The organism is Bacteroidia bacterium (assembly GCA_019695265.1).
GTDB lineage: Bacteria > Bacteroidota > Bacteroidia > JAIBAJ01 > JAIBAJ01 > JAIBAJ01.
Genome location: JAIBAJ010000007.1, coordinates 14,487 through 30,631, shown reverse-complemented (window position 1 = coordinate 30,631; position 16,145 = coordinate 14,487). Strand labels below are relative to the sequence as shown.

General features: G+C 40.2%; 17 protein-coding genes. 10 read left to right on the top strand and 7 right to left on the bottom strand.

Annotation, left to right across the window (positions count from 1 at the left end):
* Positions 1–12 precede the first annotated feature (12 nt).
* Together K1X82_02400 and K1X82_02395 are read right to left on the bottom strand one after the other, a co-directional pair.
* Positions 13–567 (bottom strand): sigma-70 family RNA polymerase sigma factor, encoded by a 555-nt coding sequence (locus tag K1X82_02400; GenBank protein ID MBX7180936.1) that lies wholly within the window; start codon positions 565–567, stop codon positions 13–15.
* A 75-nt stretch (positions 568–642) separates the two neighbouring features.
* Positions 643–1,071, bottom strand: a complete 429-nt coding sequence (locus K1X82_02395) for a hypothetical protein (protein ID MBX7180935.1) — start codon at positions 1,069–1,071, stop codon at positions 643–645.
* Between the two features lie 26 nt (positions 1,072–1,097).
* On the opposite strand from K1X82_02395, the gene K1X82_02390 reads away from it, so the two are divergent.
* From K1X82_02390 to K1X82_02380, 3 genes are all read left to right on the top strand, one after another.
* Positions 1,098–1,994 carry a phosphatase PAP2 family protein gene (locus K1X82_02390; GenBank protein MBX7180934.1) on the top strand — a complete coding sequence of 299 codons (897 nt, stop codon included), beginning with the start codon at positions 1,098–1,100 and terminating at the stop codon, positions 1,992–1,994.
* Between the two features lie 100 nt (positions 1,995–2,094).
* The gene (locus K1X82_02385; protein ID MBX7180933.1) at positions 2,095–2,415 is read left to right on the top strand and encodes a metalloregulator ArsR/SmtB family transcription factor; all 321 of its coding nucleotides are present in this window, start codon (positions 2,095–2,097) and stop codon (positions 2,413–2,415) included.
* Between the two features lie 2 nt (positions 2,416–2,417).
* Positions 2,418–3,383 carry an SRPBCC domain-containing protein gene (locus K1X82_02380; protein ID MBX7180932.1) on the top strand — a complete coding sequence of 322 codons (966 nt, stop codon included), beginning with the start codon at positions 2,418–2,420 and terminating at the stop codon, positions 3,381–3,383.
* A 289-nt stretch (positions 3,384–3,672) separates the two neighbouring features.
* Here K1X82_02380 and K1X82_02375 read toward each other — a convergent pair whose 3' ends face one another.
* Entirely contained in the window at positions 3,673–4,800 is a 1,128-nt protein-coding gene (locus tag K1X82_02375; protein MBX7180931.1) for a hypothetical protein, read from the bottom strand.
* Between the two features lie 424 nt (positions 4,801–5,224).
* Here K1X82_02375 and gcvT point away from each other — a divergent pair, with 424 nt between their 5' ends.
* From gcvT to K1X82_02360, 3 genes are read left to right on the top strand one after another with little or no spacing between them, the layout of a single operon-like run.
* Positions 5,225–6,310, top strand: a complete 1,086-nt coding sequence (gene gcvT / locus K1X82_02370) for a glycine cleavage system aminomethyltransferase GcvT (protein MBX7180930.1) — start codon at positions 5,225–5,227, stop codon at positions 6,308–6,310.
* A gap of 5 nt (positions 6,311–6,315) precedes the next feature.
* Complete coding sequence (locus tag K1X82_02365) at positions 6,316–7,038, top strand: 2-phosphosulfolactate phosphatase (protein ID MBX7180929.1); 723 nt, start codon at positions 6,316–6,318, stop codon at positions 7,036–7,038.
* Between the two features lie 5 nt (positions 7,039–7,043).
* Positions 7,044–7,457, top strand: a complete 414-nt coding sequence (locus K1X82_02360; GenBank protein MBX7180928.1) for a hypothetical protein — start codon at positions 7,044–7,046, stop codon at positions 7,455–7,457.
* An 82-nt stretch (positions 7,458–7,539) separates the two neighbouring features.
* Here K1X82_02360 and dnaG read toward each other — a convergent pair whose 3' ends face one another.
* Positions 7,540–9,675, bottom strand: coding sequence for a DNA primase (gene dnaG, locus K1X82_02355; protein MBX7180927.1), 2,136 nt, complete (start codon positions 9,673–9,675; stop codon positions 7,540–7,542).
* 159 nt (positions 9,676–9,834) lie between these two features.
* Between dnaG and rpmG the strand changes: the two genes are divergently transcribed.
* From rpmG to cysC, 4 genes are all read left to right on the top strand, one after another.
* Positions 9,835–10,017, top strand: coding sequence for a 50S ribosomal protein L33 (gene rpmG, locus K1X82_02350; GenBank protein ID MBX7180926.1), 183 nt, complete (start codon positions 9,835–9,837; stop codon positions 10,015–10,017).
* A 31-nt stretch (positions 10,018–10,048) separates the two neighbouring features.
* The gene (locus tag K1X82_02345; protein MBX7180925.1) at positions 10,049–10,207 is read left to right on the top strand and encodes a DUF4295 domain-containing protein; all 159 of its coding nucleotides are present in this window, start codon (positions 10,049–10,051) and stop codon (positions 10,205–10,207) included.
* Positions 10,208–10,284: 77 nt separating this feature from the next.
* Positions 10,285–11,238 carry a signal recognition particle-docking protein FtsY gene (gene ftsY, locus K1X82_02340; protein MBX7180924.1) on the top strand — a complete coding sequence of 318 codons (954 nt, stop codon included), beginning with the start codon at positions 10,285–10,287 and terminating at the stop codon, positions 11,236–11,238.
* Position 11,239: 1 nt separating this feature from the next.
* The gene (cysC, locus tag K1X82_02335; protein MBX7180923.1) at positions 11,240–11,773 is read left to right on the top strand and encodes an adenylyl-sulfate kinase; all 534 of its coding nucleotides are present in this window, start codon (positions 11,240–11,242) and stop codon (positions 11,771–11,773) included.
* 242 nt (positions 11,774–12,015) lie between these two features.
* Here the strand turns inward: cysC and proC are convergent, their stop codons facing one another.
* The 3 genes from proC to K1X82_02320 form a co-directional block, all read right to left on the bottom strand.
* Positions 12,016–12,813: a pyrroline-5-carboxylate reductase gene (gene proC, locus K1X82_02330; protein MBX7180922.1), complete on the bottom strand. Its 798-nt coding sequence runs from the start codon at positions 12,811–12,813 to the stop codon at positions 12,016–12,018.
* A gap of 8 nt (positions 12,814–12,821) precedes the next feature.
* Entirely contained in the window at positions 12,822–14,471 is a 1,650-nt protein-coding gene (locus tag K1X82_02325; protein ID MBX7180921.1) for a dipeptidase, read from the bottom strand.
* 390 nt (positions 14,472–14,861) lie between these two features.
* Positions 14,862–16,139, bottom strand: a complete 1,278-nt coding sequence (locus K1X82_02320) for a thiolase family protein (protein ID MBX7180920.1) — start codon at positions 16,137–16,139, stop codon at positions 14,862–14,864.
* Between the last annotated feature and the right edge of the window lie 6 nt (positions 16,140–16,145).

Genomic DNA, 16,145 nt, shown 5'->3' with positions numbered 1-16,145 from the left:
GTTTGATGATAATTAGTTTTGTTCGTTTTTGAGGTACACTTCAATTTTAGTAACTGCATGATGGTAACTTGCTTTCAGAGCACCAACCGAGGTTCCCAGAATTTCAGACATTTCTTCGTATTTTAATGCATCGAAGTATTTCATGTTAAATACCAGGCGTTGTTTTTCGGGCAGGGTTAAGATAGCCTTTTGTAGTCGCTTCTGAATCATATCGCCGGTAAACAATGGATCACTTTCCAATTGTTCGGCCATTTTGAATTCCAGGTCATCAAAGGATACCATTTCTCTTGCCTTTTTTTGTTTCAAAAACGTCAGACATTCGTTGGTGGCAATTCGATAAATCCAGGTATAGAGTTGCGAATCTTCGCGGAAGTTTTCCAGGTTACGCCAAACCTTTACAAAAGTATTTTGGGTAACATCATCCGCATCATCGTGGTCTATTACCATTTTTCGGATATGCCAGTAAACGCGTTGCTGGTATTTTTTAATGATAAGCGAAAACGCCGCATTGCGAGTGCGCTCATCCTTAAATTGGACCAACAAGTCTTTATCATCGGTTTCCACCATATTGAACCTCCGGAAACGTTTTCCTAAGCTATTGACGCTGCTATTTTACAAAGGTTTAACGTCCGCACAATTTTTTTAATTGGTTATGTGTAATATATCGTTGTTATAATAAACCATATAAGCCTTTAAAGGGTATTGAGCCGGACCATTTACAATGGAACCATCGTACATTAGAAATTTGGAACCGCAGCAAGAATCGTATAAGGTAACATTATCGCTCATAACGCTTACCTGTCCGCAATCACCATCGGGGTTGTAGGTGCAGTGTCGGTCATACACCATAAATTCGCCCAAATCTTTGTGATAAACTAATAATCCTCTTGAACCCTGGTTATTTAAGTATTTCCAATTTCCCAGGGCTTGTAGCATCACGTTATCGGGATTGGAAAGATAGAGGTCGTAGTTTACATAAACATAAGGTATCCCATTATTGGGCGGAGTTTTGGTGCAGGATGGAAAAAATAAAAGTACCAGACCAATTATTGCGCTTAATTTGTACCACATTTTTACAAAGATACAGTTTGTCAGCATTGAGACCCATCCTTTTATTGGTTTTACTTGGATTTTCTAACCCGGGATGCACTCAGGGATTTTTCAATTTTAAAGGCAAAGAGAAACATCGGGCTTCCATTAATTATCCCTATGTTCGTTCTTATTTGTACGATGCCAAAGATATTGCCTTTGCACCCATACGATGGAAAGAAAAGCAATGGGGAACTGCTTTTGCCCTTACCAGTGCTACTGCCATGGCCATGTTTTTTGATAAACCCATCGCCCAATGGGTCCAAGCACATCGGAGTCCAGTTTCCAATGCTATTTCGAAGTATGGTCTTGAACCCATAGGAGGAGGAATTTATTCAGCCGGAATTATTGGAGTAACTTATATTGGGGGATTGGTTTTTAAAGACCAACATGCCAAAAAGGTTGCCATGCTTGCTACCAAGGCTTTTGCACTGGCAGTTGCCGGAAGTTTTGTACCTAAATATGTGTTTCAACGCGAAAGACCATACGAAGCCGCCGGAATGGATCCTTACCGTTTTCACTGGATTGTAGGTGATGCCAGTCACAACAGCTTTATTAGCGGACATACCATTCAGGCCTGGGCTGTTGCAACTGTTTATGCACGCGAATACAGGCATAAAAAGTGGGTGGGAGTACTGGCCTATTCCCTGGCTACTTTGGCCGGACTTTCCCGGGTGCACGACAATGCTCACTGGATGAGTGATGTAGTGGGTGGTGCTGCCTTGGGATATGCTTTCGGGTCTTTAATTTCCAATAGAAACAACTGGGGAGTTGAAATTTCACCCTATCGTTCGGGACAAAGCTTGGGGCTTGGATTGAATTTTTCGCCTCAATTTATCCGAACTCAACTCCAATTTCGGGAATGGAACCGGCAACTTGCCTTGGTTCATCCGGGTCAATTCTAAATTATTATCTTAATAAACAAGTAGTTAAGACGAGAATTGCATTTTTTTATGCGCAACCAAAAAGTTGCATATATATTTGCAACCAAATGATTGCATAATGATACGTCGTGATGTTTTCCAAGCCATTGCAGATCCAACCCGGCGAGCCATCTTAACCTTGTTGGCGGTTCAGGCATTAACACCCAATGCGTTGGCCGAACATTTCTCATCTTCCCGACAGGCAGTTTCCAAGCATTTGCAGGTGCTTTCTGAATGCGAATTGGTTACTACCAGGCAATCGGGTAGGGAAGTGCATTACCAACTTAACCCAGAAAAAATGAAAGAAATAGATGAATGGCTTTCTCAATTCCGAAAACTGTGGGAAACCCGCTTCAATGAACTGGATCAACTTTTAATTAAATTACAAAACAAAAATCAATAACTATGAATGCAGCTTTATTATTCGACTTTCAAGTAGACAAAGAAAACAATCAAATTCATGTTAAACGCGAGTTTGCCGCCGGTTTAGATCTGGTGTGGGAAGCTTGGACCAATCCGGAAATTTTAGACTTGTGGTGGGCTCCCAAACCTTATCAAACACGCACCAAAAGCATGGATTTCCGGGAAGGTGGAAACTGGTTGTATTGCATGGAAGGCCCTCAAGGTGAAAAGCATTGGTGCCGGGCCGATTATACCATAGTAAATCCCAAAAGTAACTACGCCGGATTGGATGCATTTTGTGATGAATTCGGTAAAATAAACGAGCAGTTTCCACGCACCCAATGGTCGGTTTCGTTTCAAGCCTTGGGAAACAAAACCATGGTTAGTATCCGGAATACTTTCCAAAGTTTAAATGATTTGGAAACCATTATCAAAATGGGCTTTAAAGAAGGCTTTACTATGGCTTTGGAAAACCTTGATCAATATATTGAAGCACAGGTGAAATTGCGCACAGAGCTAAAATCAGGGAATCAAACTCGGGTATGTATGTATTTGAATTTTCCGGGTAGTACGGAGCAGGCCTTCTTATTTTATCGTCAAGTTTTTAGGTCGGAGTTTAGCGGACAAGGTATCCAACGTTTTGAAGATATTCCGTCCTCGCCTGGTAATCCGCCGGTGCTGGATTCGGTGAAAAAAATGGTGTTGCATGTGGAATTGCCCATTGTTGGTGGGTTTGTTCTGATGGGAACCGATGCTCCCCGTGAAATGGGTTTTGAATTGAATTCAGGTAATACTATGCATATTTCCGTTGAGCCAGAATCCAGGACTGAAACAGAACGTATTTTCAATGAATTGTCGGAAGGCGGAACCATTACCATGCCTTTAAAGGATATGTTTTTTGGGGCTTATTACGGCAGTTTAACCGATAAATTTGGAATTAATTGGATGGTGAATTTTAAAAATACCTAAACAGATTAGTTAAGTTTTATTAAGTATTTGGCGGGCCCACTTGCGCTACCTTCATTTGATTGTTTTCGGAGGTTGGTGCATGGCGCAAGTGTCACGCTTTCGGCGGTAGTCCTCAGGCAGCTTCGTTAGCACTGCGCAGCCTTGTGGGCTACACTGCCTCAATCGTTGCCCGAGGGTGCAAGCCCATCCATTATTGCAATTTATAAGAGTTTAGAAACAATGCTGGGTTTGGGCGTGAATTTTTACTCCAAACTTGCTTATAATCAACCGAAATAATTTAATGGAAAAGCTAATAGTACTCGATCTTAAATTCAGTTACTTCCACCATTTTTCCTAATTCATCGGCAACTGTGATTTTCTTAAGCAGACCATTTTCGAAATATTCAAATTGGCTATTTCGAATGGTTTGGGTAGTGTAGTTTGGAATGTTTTCCCACATGCTTCCCCTTTGACTGATACAGGTGTCTATTGAACGTACTTGTCTGAAATTTTGATCATAATAAGAAGTTCCCCGATTTTCATAAGAAGTGCCGGCTCCTGAGTCGTGAACAAAATTACTGAAATGTGTTCGAATATAAAAGTACAAAATCTTATTGATTGTAATAGTGTCGGCCTGGTTGCAAATGTTTATTTCATCGGGTGCCAGGCAAGCCGTATTAATTTTTCTAAGTTCCTGGCATTTTTTGTTTTCGGATAAATAAGGAAAAGCATTTCCGCATTCATCAAACTGTTTGGTTTGAACTATTTGGTCTCTTTTTAATACATAGGATGCAATGCGATTGTTGGGGTGGAAGGTTAATTTTTTTGAATACGATGTTTTGAAATTTGGTGGATAAGGTTCCGCCTTTAAGGTGGAAAATGAAGGAGTATAGTTGGATAAAACAAGCACTGAATTTTCGGTTTGGTTATACCTAATACTATCGATTTCATAAAGGAAAATTTTTTCAGGGAAGTAGGCAGCACCATGTTCGAGCGGAAAATTATCGCATAATTGATAATACCTGTGTTGGGTAAGAATTTGATTGGAATAAAACCATTCATGTGTTGCTTCCAGCTTGTATTGCAAGCTTGGAGCTATCCCGTATCGCTCTTCTTTAATTAGGTTTCCGATTGAGTCATAGGAATAGTAAAATTCTGATTTTTCCATTCCTATCGGTTTTTTATACACATATTCCGGTTTTCCCAATTGGTTAAATTGATGTTTTTCAAGTAGAAAGTCGTGGTTAATAGTATCGTTGCTGTATGTGTATTGATGTTTTTCTATGAATTTAATTTTGCTTAGGGATATGGTAGAGGGTTGGTAAAAGAAATGTGGATTTAAATAGTAGTCTAGGCATGCCTGATAAAGGTTTTGGGTATAACAGCATTCGGGGAAAAGAACTAATAAAAGGACAAAAGGGACTAATTTTTTTTGCATACACTGGAAATAGCAAGAATGATGCAAAAAAAATCGAAATGGAAAAACGGATACAACTTTAGGAAGATTCAAAAAAACCAGGCTACTATTTCCTATTTAATTTCAAAATGGTAGAAGCATGAATACTCAGAGTTGATTGCCAAGCGCTGTTAGTAGTGCCATCGGGCAGGGATAGAAGTGGATAGCCCACAGCCCCGAACCCTTTCGGGGCGAGGACTAGGAACGGATAGCCCGGCGATTTTGCCCACAGCTACCATTTGGGAAATTGCAAGCTCTTGGAGGGGGCAAAAGCGGCCCGCCTAATCATACAATAAAAAGCTATTTGGGAAAAATTTACTAAGCATTAATTTTCTTTTCTAACTACCAACTTTCTGTTCGGAAATTTGACCTTGGCGTTTACCTTTGTCGAATGGAAATAGAAACATTGAAAAACACCGCTCTGTACCAAACCCATGTGAACATGGGGGCAAAAATGGTACCTTTTGCAGGTTATAATATGCCTGTGCAATATGAAGGATTAACTGCTGAACATGAGGCAGTTCGCAATGCTTTAGGGGTGTTTGATGTGAGTCACATGGGTGAATTTATCATCAAAGGGGCTGGTGCATTAGACCTGATTCAAAGGGTTACCAGCAACGATGCCTCTGTTTTGGTTGATGGTAAAGTTCAATACAGTTGTTTTCCTAATTTGGATGGTGGAATAGTGGATGATCTTTTGGTGTATCGACTTGGAAATGAAGAATATATGCTGGTTGTAAATGCTTCCAATATCGATAAGGATTGGGCTTGGATTCAGCAATTTAATACCGGAAATGTGGAAATGAAGAACATTTCGGATAAGGTTTCCTTGCTGGCAGTACAAGGTCCAAAAGCGGCAGAAGCGTTGCAAAGTTTAACGGAAGTTGATTTGGCTTCTATTGAATATTACTCTTTTCGCAGGGGGACTTTTGCAGGATTTGAAAATGTAATTATTTCTGCAACGGGTTATACCGGAGCAGGAGGTTTTGAATTGTATTTTGAAAATGCCCATGCCGAAGCCATGTGGAATGCTGTTTTAGAAGCTGGAAAAGACTACGGTATTAAGGCTTGCGGTTTAGGTTGCCGCGACACCTTGCGACTAGAGATGGGGTTTTGTTTGTATGGAAACGATATTGATGATACCACTTCTCCGATTGAAGCAGGATTAGGTTGGATTACCAAATTTACGAAAACGTTTAACAATTCCGAAGCCTTGTTGAATCAGAAAAATTCGGGTCCGGCCAGGAAATTGGTTGGGTTGGAAATGCTTGACAGAGGTGGAATCCCACGTCATGGGCATGCCATTGTAGATGAACAAGGAAATGCGATTGGGGTGGTGACTTCCGGAACTCAAAGTCCGACCTTGAAAAAAGCGATTGCTTTGGCTTACGTTCCGGCAAGTAGTAGTAAAGTTGGATCGGAAGTATTCGTATCTATTCGGGAGAAATCATTGAAGGCTCAGGTTGTTAAAATTCCTTTTTTGAAGAAATAGCAGTGGTGGAGAAGAAGCAAGTTAGTGTTTGTTTTTCCCCTTTTTTATATCCATTGTTTCGAAATGACGAAGCGGTGGTAGTGGTTGTGGATGTATTGCGCGCTACTTCGGCCATGGTTACAGGTTTTGATAATGGCGTAAAGGCCATGGTTCCGGTCGCAGGTATTGAAGAAGCATTATCGTATAAATCTCAAGGTTTTTTGGTGGCCGGCGAACGAAACGGGGAAAAGCAGGAAGGTTTTGATTTTGGAAATTCTCCTTTCAGCTATGTGAGGGAAGTGGTGGAAGGAAGAAAGGTTGCCATCTCGACCACCAACGGAACCCAAGCCATTGTTGCTGCTAAAGATGCCTATAAACTGGTTATTGGATCATTTCTGAACCTTTCTGCCATGAGGGATTTTTTAGTTGAACAAAAACGGGATGTTATTGTTTTGTGTGCCGGATGGAAAAACCGTTTCAATTTGGAGGATAGTTTGTTTGGTGGAGCCTTGGCAGAGCAATTGCTGAGAAGTGGTGCTTTTGATGTTCAATGTGATTCGGCATTGGCAGCTATGCATTTATATGAAAGAGCCAAGTTGGATATGAATGGATATTTAGCCAATTCGAGCCATCGGAAGCGATTAAAACACTTGAACCTGGCAGAAGATATTGCGTATTGTTTGAGTATTGATATCTGTAAAAGTATTCCGGAATTAAAAAATGGTGAATTGGTTTGGGAAACTAACTAAATGGTATGAAACCGACTCGTTTAACAATAGTTTTTTTAGTTTTAAGCGTAGTGCTTAGCTTATCAACCTTAGCCCAAACCGAAACTATTGCAGGAAAAGCCTTTCGATATAAAGCGGGTGAGACATGTAAATCCATGTCTAGCGGTGGTTGTATGGTTTATACCTATCAACAATTCGAATTTGGAACTGATTCGGTGGTAGTAAAGAATGAAGTGAAGGCGATGTGCTCGGATAGTACTCTTGAATCCAGGTACAATGCAAGCAACCTTCAGGTTTATCGTTACAAGCAAACAGGAAGGGAAGTGAAAGTAGTGGAATTTCCCACCAATTTTGCTATGAAGTTTGAAGAGAATAGTTTAACTCTGAGTAATCAGGAAGGTTCGGTTAGGCTACCGGTTTGGGAAGCAACCGGAAAGTAGATGGATTCTTAATCCCGAAATTGTCATTTGAAACGAAGTGAACAAGTGACAAGTGCGGTTGGATATCGGTAGATTCAATGGCTTAACGCATAATAACCCTTCCTAATTTATGAAAGGCTATTTCTTTAAGTCCCAGTTCAATGTTTCGCAATTGTTGCAGAATGGTTAATCCCAGTTGTTGAGTTTCTTCCAGTTCTTTTAGCAGTCTTTGTTGATCGATGAGCACATTATTGTATTCATCTTCCTGGGATTCAGGGTTTAATTTTTCCAATTGCTTAGTAAAATCAGCCACCAATTTTTGCAGTTCGGATTCTTTTTCAAAATTGAGTTTTATATCTTGTTGAATCTGGAATTTAAGTTTCATTAAATGTTCCTGACGCAATGAATTGAGGGCTTTGAAGATGGTATCGGAGGGGTTATCTTCTTCGAGGTTGGTGAGAATATTGAATTTTTCTTCCCAATTAGGACTCAGAATATCCGGGTTAGAAAGGATTGTAGCAGCGATATGGTTGATTTTGGATTCCGGATGTCGGGTAAAAAAGTTGGTATCCGGAATATGACCTTGTTCAAGTTCCGACTTAACCAGATCCAGAATTAGGTGGTAATCCGGATTTTCAAAATCAATATCACTTTGAGAAAGTTCGGCAACAATTACTTCGGCAGCAGGTACATGGATGGTTTCTTTCTCACCTTCCTGATTTTTCTGTTCGAGGAACAATTCCCGGTTACCGTATTTAATTAATTTTTCTACCAAGCCTTTTTCCTGGTGTTCGGCTTGTTTTATTTCGGAAGGTGGGGGAGGGGCAAAAAGGTCGTCGGGCGGAACATCAGGAGGATAGTCGCCTGGAGAAGGAGTCTGAACTGTGGTTTGGGGTTTAGGTGCGGAAATTTGGTCATCTTTGGCCTTTTTCTCCACATTTCTTCGCCTCAACTTATTCATTTCGGCCAGGATTATTTGCTCATCTATTTCCATGAGCCGACTGGTTTCCTTGATGTAGACCGATCGGATGATTGGGTCAGGAATAAGCGCTATTGAACCAACAATTTCATGAATAAGTCCCGACTTTTTGATTGGATCGCCTTGTGCATCAGCCAATAAAATGGATGTTTTGAAGGCGATAAAATCTTTGGCATTTTTATGAATGAAATCCTGAAATTCGGTTGTACTTACCTTTCTGGAGTAGCTATCAGGGTCATCTCCATCGGGGAAGAGTAAAACTTTTACGTTCATACCTTCTTCCAATACCAGATCTATTCCTCTAAAACTGGCTTTAATACCTGCCGAGTCTCCATCATATAATATAGTGATGTTGGGGGTATATCGTTTAATCAGTCGGATTTGTTCAACAGTAAGGGAGGTACCGCTGCTGGCAACAACGTTTTCAACTCCGGCAATGTGCATACTTACTACATCCACATAACCTTCCACCAAATAACAAAGGTCTTCTTTTACTATGGCATTTTTGGCCTGATAGATTCCATAAACAACTTTGCTTTTGGTATAAATTTCCGATTCGGGTGAATTGACATATTTGGCAACTTTTTTATCTGACCTCAGGGTTCTTCCACCAAAAGCGATGGGGCGGCCGGAAATGTTGTGAATGGGAAACATGACTCTTCCGGCGAAACGATCTCCAACACCATGTTCATTTTCGTAGCAAAGTCCTGTTTTCACAAGGTATTCCTGCTTGTAACCGGCTTGGGTCGCTGCTTCCAGTAAGGCTTTTCGGTTTTCGGGACTATATCCTAATTGGAATTTTTCTATGATGGCATCCGGAAAACCTCTTTCTTTGAAATAGCTAAGCCCAATGGCTTGACCTTCTTCGGACTCTAGTAAGGATTTAGAAAAGAACTTGCGGGCAAATTCGCTAACCAGCATCAAGCTTTCTTTTTCGTTATTAGCCTGAAGTTCTTCTACACTCAGTTCTTTTTCCTGAATTTCAATATTGTATTTCCTGGCTAACCATCTCAAAGCATCAGCATAACCCAGGTGTTCGTGGTCCATGATAAACTGAACAGAGTTACCTCCCTTTCCACAACCGAAACATTTGTAAATACCTTTTACGGCAGAAACAGTAAAGGATGGTGATTTTTCATTGTGGAAAGGGCAAAGTCCCATGTAGTTGGCACCACGTTTTTTGAGGTGTACAAAATCTCCCACAACTTCCTCCACACGGGCAGTGTCAAAGATTTTTTCTACAGTTGCTTTGTCTATCATTGATGGGTGTAAAGGTAAGCTATTGCTTTATTTTGTTAGCCAATTCTATGCTTATTTTTGTTCTGGTAAACATTCGATTAGAAAAATCTCAAATTAGACCGATAAAATATTTTTTAAATTCAAAAAATTCATACATTTGCACCCCAATTTTTCGATACAATGGCAAAGAAAGGCAATAGAATCCAAGTAATCCTAGAATGTACTGAGCACAAGACTTCCGGCGTTCCAGGAACCTCCAGATACATTACCACCAAGAACAAGAAGAACACTCCTGAAAGAATTGAGTTAAAAAAATACAACCCAATTTTGAAAAAAGTGACTGTTCATAAAGAAATTAAGTAATATATTTACCAACCTTATTTAGCACAAGCAGATGGCAAAGAAAGTAGTGGCTACCTTGAAAACCGGCACCGGCCGTAATTATACCAAGGTAATTAAAATGGTTAAAAACCAAGAAACCGGCTCTTACAACTTCAAAGAAGAAGTTGTTCATAACGATCATATTAAAGACTTTTTGAAAGAATCAAATTAAGATTTGTTGTTTTCATGGTAGCAAGAAGGCTCCATCCGAAAGGTTGGGGCTTTTCTTGTTTTTTGTAAATTTACCAAATGGGATTTTTTAGTTTTTTTAGTAAGGAAAAAAAGGAAACGCTTGATCAAGGGTTAGAGAAAACCAGGGAAGGATTGTTTGGTCGCCTGGCAAAAGCTGTACTCGGTAAAAGCAAAGTGGATGACGAAGTGCTGGATAACCTGGAAGAAATTCTGGTGACCAGTGATGTGGGTGTGGAAACCACCCTTAAGGTCATTAAGCGTATCGAAGCCAAAGTGGCAGCTGATAAGTATTTTGGAACAGATCAATTGAATAAAATCCTCAAAGAGGAAATTGCTGCTTTGTTGGAAGAAAACAACAACGGAACTCAAGTTGATTTTGAAATTCCCGCAGACAAAAAGCCTTATGTTATTATGGTGGTTGGTGTAAATGGAGTTGGAAAAACAACTACCATTGGCAAATTAGCTCATAATTTTAAACGTAGGGGTAAGTCGGTTTTGCTTGGTGCCGCTGATACCTTTAGAGCCGCAGCCGTTGATCAATTATTAATTTGGTCAAAACGTGCCGATGTGCCGGCCATTAGTCAGGGAATGGGAGCAGATCCGGCCGCCGTTGCCTTTGATACCCTCAGTGCCGCCAAAGCCAGAAATTCTGATGTGGTCATTATTGATACTGCCGGAAGATTGCATAATAAAGTGGGGCTTATGAATGAACTTTCTAAAATTAAAAATGTAATGAAGAAAGTGGTTCCGGATGCACCTCATGAAATTCTACTCGTACTCGACGGATCTACCGGTCAAAATGCTTTTGAACAAGCTCGACAATTTACAGCAGCTACTGAGGTTAATGCCTTAGCTGTAACAAAACTGGACGGAACCGCAAAAGGTGGTGTTGTAATTGGAATTTCGGACCAATTTAAAATACCTGTAAAATATATTGGAGTAGGTGAGAAGATGGAAGATTTACAGGTGTTTAATAAATATGAATTCGTAGACTCTCTCTTTAAAGAATAACTTGGCTAATCCTCTCTGTATTTGGTTTACAGGTTTGCCCGGCTCCGGAAAAACAACCTTGGCCAATGCTTTTTTGAATCAGCTTCGATTGCTCGGTATCCAAGCTACCAGCCTGGATGGTGATGAAATTCGTAAAGGACTTTGCGCTGATTTAGGTTTTTCATTGGAGGATAGAATGGAAAATATTCGACGTGTCTCTGAATTGAATAAGATATTGCTTAATAATAATTTAACAGTACTTAATTCATTCGTTAGTCCAACCAATTCCATTCGACAACTTGCCCAACAAGCTATTGGGGAAAATCGCTTTCTATTGGTTTTTGTCGATGCACCACTCGAAGTTTGCATGGCGCGAGACCCAAAAGGAATGTACAAGGATAACCTAAATAAAAGTGCCAATAATTTTACCGGATTAGGGCAAGGTTTTGAAATTCCGGAACAGGCAGATTTGCATTTAAAAACCAATGAATTAACTATCAATCAGTGCGTGGTTCAATTGATGGAATTGTGGAATCTGAAAAGTATGAATGAATAACTTTTTTTGAATTTTCCTTTTGGCACCCTCCGACCATTTGTTAATTGCTTGTTCAATTATTCCCAGTTACTTCTGCCTATAACTTTCCTGCAACATTTCAAGCCTTCCTTTGTTTTAGAGACTGTGCCGACTTTCAAGCCATAAAAAGGGTTGAGATTTTTAATTAGCTTTTTGTCTATTTTAAAATAGCAATTACAAAATTATCCAAATAGTTATTGACTGTTTCTCAAATTGAATTGGTATTACATGTCATCCAAAATTTTGCGATAACTGGTAACAATTCCTTTAATGAGGCTGGAACTGAAACCTTGGTGTTCCATTTCATTTAAACCGGCAATGGTACAACCTTTGGGTGTTGTTACTTTATCGATTTCCTGCTCAGGATGGGTATTTCGCTGAAGTAATAATTCTGCAGCTCCTTTTACTGTTTGGGCGGCAATTAAACTGGCGGTTTGAGCACTAAACCCAATTTCAATTCCTCCTTGGATGTTGGCGCGAATAAATCGCATGGCATAGGCTGTACCACAAGCAGCCAGGACTGTGGCGGCGTCCATAAGCTTCTCTTCAATAAATACTACTTTTCCCAATTTTTCAAACAATTGGGTTACATACTTGGTTTGAAACTCCGATGCCTGGTGAGCAGAAATACAGGTCATACTTTCCTGAATGGCAATGGCTGTATTGGGCATGGCTCTGAATACTGTAAATCCGGAACCAATCACTTCTTCAATGTCTTTAACCCAAACTCCTGTAACCACACTTATCAAGGTGTGTTTTTGATTAAGATCACTTCGGATTTCTGAAAGAATCTCCTTTACCTGAAACGGTTTTACGGCTAAAATGATGTAATTTCCAAAGGCCAGGGCTTCTTTGTTATCGCTGCTAACCTTAACACCTTTTGCTTTTAAATAATCCAAGGTTTGTACCGAGCGTTTGGTTATACAAATTTGCTCAGGTTTCAAAAATCCACTGCTCAGCAGTCCTTCTGCAATGGCAGTACCAAGGTTACCTCCGCCAATTATAGATAATGTTGTGGTCATACTAATTATTAATCAATAGTGCTGATTGGGAAAAAGTCTTTCATAAAGTTCTCCATCACAAAACGATAGGCATTCGTTCCCATAATTTTTTCGGTAAGTTCTTCCGGACTATAGTCGTACATTAAAGCTATTATTTCTTCGTTTGAAAATAGGTAATTTCCTGAATTTAGAACCAAACTATTGTTTTTTACCCTTTTAAAAAACTGTTCCATGTCTACTCTGAATTCCGAGAGTCTTGATGCATCTTGGTAAGTGTTCATAGGGTTAATAGCTCCATCAAAATCAGAACCAAGTGCAATAATGTCCCAGGCTGCCTTTTCGCCCACTGTTTTTACAATGTGAAATGCATTGGCCAGGAACAATTTAATGTATTCATCTTTTTGCTGTTGGGTTCCAATAACGGTTTTTCGAATACTACTAATAGCTTCTCTACCACCTAAACGGGTGTCTTCCAACATTATTCCAATTAACCCATGTGTTTTATAAATGAGTACAATTTCATCATCGTATAAATTAAAACTCCATTGGTGTAAATAGGCTTTTTTGTTGTCTTTGTCTTTATCCTTCATAAATTCCTCGTTTCCTTTTTTGGTAGTTTTAAATTCTACATCGGAACAAGAAATACCATTAACTCCGCCATGGCTGTACAAAATGGGTACATTGTAATTGTATTTGGTTGCCAAAAGGTTGTAATAATCCAAGCGACTTTGCAAACTCATGTGTTTGATATCAATTAAAATGCTGTTTCCGTTTCGGTTTGATAAAAGTTCCTGTATGGCAACATACCCTAACGGTGTAATACCATCGTTCTGTCCCATTCTTTCGTCAAAAAAGGTGGACATAAACCCGTTATTGGTGCGGGTTTGTCCGCAAAGCTGGTTCCAAAAGTGGTTGGCCAATCCAATCGAAAAAACCGGATAACTTTGTTTAAGGGTGGCCACATTTTCTTGAACCATTTTCACTAAACCCTCAGGGTCGCATTCTTCCATTTCAATGGTTGATGGAAGTCCGGTTCCTAAAGAATGCCCGCCCTCAATATTTAGTAAAACGGAAATGCTACCTGGGTCATTTTCAATGCTTTGTCGAATATCCTCCCGGCTTTGGGCTATGTCAAAATGGAACCTTTTATCGGGCGACAAGCTATCTGCTAAATGCGAAATCAAGTGCAATTCGTTCAGAGTTTCCTGAAAATAATTCACATGGTCGTTTTTCAAATCTCTGATTTTCTCCAGATTCGCTCCGGAAAAAAAGGCCATTGTTTCTTCCCACCGATGCTTGTTCCACATAATCATTTTGGATAAGAATCGGCCCTGGGTAAACTCTCGTTGTATTGGACACACCGAAGCAAATACAAGTCTTACATTGCCTTTGGCTAGGTTGTTAAAATTGGAACAAGATAAGGTTGGTACACGATCGTAAACCCCGATTAACTGAGGAAAACGGTATACTTTTGGCGCTTCTACCGTTAATTCATTCCATAAATCTACAGTCTTTAAACTTTCTCCATAACTGCGGTTGTATGGTTTTAAAGTTATATGAGCATGAATATCGGCATTGAAAATGTTTGGAGTTTGTGCTTGTAAGTTGTTTAAAATCAGGCTAGTAAATAATGCTAAACAAGCTGCGGTTCTTGGAAGGTTTGAAGTTGTTTTTTTCAAGTTTGATAGGAAAATGAAGGTTGGATTTATTCCTGCAAAATAGGGCTATTCTAAGTTTTTTGACTTCATAAAAAATTATAAAAAAGAAAGACGGTTGAATGTTCAGTTTTTTTTTTTGGCGGGTCCCATTCGCCTACTAATTAGTGGTGCCAATTCCGTGTTTTGTTGTTGGCTCATGGTCGGGCTATTCGTTCCAAGTCCTCGCCCCGAAAGGGTTCGGGGCTGTGGGCTTTCCACTACTATCCCTACCCGGGGTGCAAACCCAAACTGTGTTGCTTTGCCATTATTTTTGCCGGACTATCTGGGGACGTTAATGCGCTTAAGTCTCATAAAATTGCAAAAAAAAACGGCAGAAAATGTCCGCCGTTCTATAGTATGAAATCGGTTAATTTAAGCTCTTTCCAAAATCATGGCATGTCCATGTGCACCTGCTGCACAGGCAGCTAACAAGGCGTATTTACCATTTTCGGCATGCAAGCGGTTAGACGCTGTGGTAACTAAACGCGCTCCGGTAGCTCCAAACGGGTGACCAATAGCTAATGATCCACCCCATAGGTTTAGTTTGTTCATATCTACCACACCAACAGCATGGTCCTTGCCTAATTTAGTTTGGGCAAATTCCTTGGAAGCCATGCATTTTAAATTTGCAACAACTTGACCAGCAAAGGCTTCATGAAATTCCAGTACATCCATTTGATCCAACGTTAACCCTGTTTTGTCAAGTAGTTTGGAAATAGCATACGTAGGGCCAAGCAACAATTCTTCGCCCGGATCGGTTGCTGCAAAGGTGTAGGAATGTATATAAGCTTTGGGAGTTAAGCCTAATTCTTTGGCTTTCTCTTCGCTCATGATTAATACTGCTGCAGCTCCATCAGTTAAAAAGGTGGAATTCGCGGCGGTAAGGGTACCGTGAGGTTTGGTAAAGGCCGGTTTTAAACTAGCCATTTTTTCGTAGGAAGAGTCGCCTCTAACACCATTGTCTAACTTGATTGGTTTGAAATTAGGCGCCAATTCAACCGGAGTAATCTCTTTTTGAAGAATACCTTTTTCAACAGCTGCTGCAGCTAATTTGTGAGATCGAACCGAAAATTCATCTTGTTCCTGCCTGGTTGCTCCATATCGTGCCGCTAAAATGTCACAATCTTGTCCCATGGTGCGTCCGGTAAGAAATTCAGCTACAGCCGGTGCTTCCGGTTTGAAGTCGGCAAGTTCGAGGCTGAAAACAAATTTAATCATATCCCCAATGCCTTTGAGTTTTTGGGCATTCATCAGTTTTTTACGCATTTTTTTGCGAAAAAGAATTGGGGCATCTGAAATGCTATCGGTTCCTCCTGCAATAACAATGTCGGCTTGACCGGCGAGGATTTTTTCTACTCCGGAGCTAATAGCTTGATTGGCTGAAATACAGGCTTGGGTAACCGTGCTGCAGGGTACATGGTTAGGTATTCCGGCAGCAAGAGCAGATTCACGTGCTACGTTGCTGGTTTTTACGTTGCTTATAACTGTTCCCATAATAACCGTATCAATTTTAGCCGGATCAATTCCGGTTTTGGTTAGCACGCCACGTATAGCGGCAGCTCCCAATTGGTAGGTCATTAAATCCATGTAACTGGTGGCCGAACGTAAAAATGGGGTTCTGGCTCCGTCAATAACTACAACTCGTTTCATCTGATA

Excerpts from the sequence above, each read along its gene's own strand:
- K1X82_02400 (MBX7180936.1), bottom strand. The coding sequence starts at position 567 with ATGGTGGAAACCGATGATAAAGACTTGTTGGTCCAATTTAAGGATGAG.
- K1X82_02395 (MBX7180935.1), bottom strand. The coding sequence starts at position 1,071 with ATGTGGTACAAATTAAGCGCAATAATTGGTCTGGTACTTTTATTTTTT.
- K1X82_02380 (MBX7180932.1), top strand. The coding sequence starts at position 2,418 with ATGAATGCAGCTTTATTATTCGACTTTCAAGTAGACAAAGAAAACAAT.
- K1X82_02375 (MBX7180931.1), bottom strand. The coding sequence starts at position 4,800 with ATGCAAAAAAAATTAGTCCCTTTTGTCCTTTTATTAGTTCTTTTCCCC.
- K1X82_02360 (MBX7180928.1), top strand. The coding sequence starts at position 7,044 with ATGAAACCGACTCGTTTAACAATAGTTTTTTTAGTTTTAAGCGTAGTG.
- dnaG (MBX7180927.1), bottom strand. The coding sequence starts at position 9,675 with ATGATAGACAAAGCAACTGTAGAAAAAATCTTTGACACTGCCCGTGTG.
- rpmG (MBX7180926.1), top strand. The coding sequence starts at position 9,835 with ATGGCAAAGAAAGGCAATAGAATCCAAGTAATCCTAGAATGTACTGAG.
- K1X82_02345 (MBX7180925.1), top strand. The coding sequence starts at position 10,049 with ATGGCAAAGAAAGTAGTGGCTACCTTGAAAACCGGCACCGGCCGTAAT.
- ftsY (MBX7180924.1), top strand. The coding sequence starts at position 10,285 with ATGGGATTTTTTAGTTTTTTTAGTAAGGAAAAAAAGGAAACGCTTGAT.
- proC (MBX7180922.1), bottom strand. The coding sequence starts at position 12,813 with ATGACCACAACATTATCTATAATTGGCGGAGGTAACCTTGGTACTGCC.
- K1X82_02320 (MBX7180920.1), bottom strand. The coding sequence starts at position 16,139 with ATGAAACGAGTTGTAGTTATTGACGGAGCCAGAACCCCATTTTTACGT.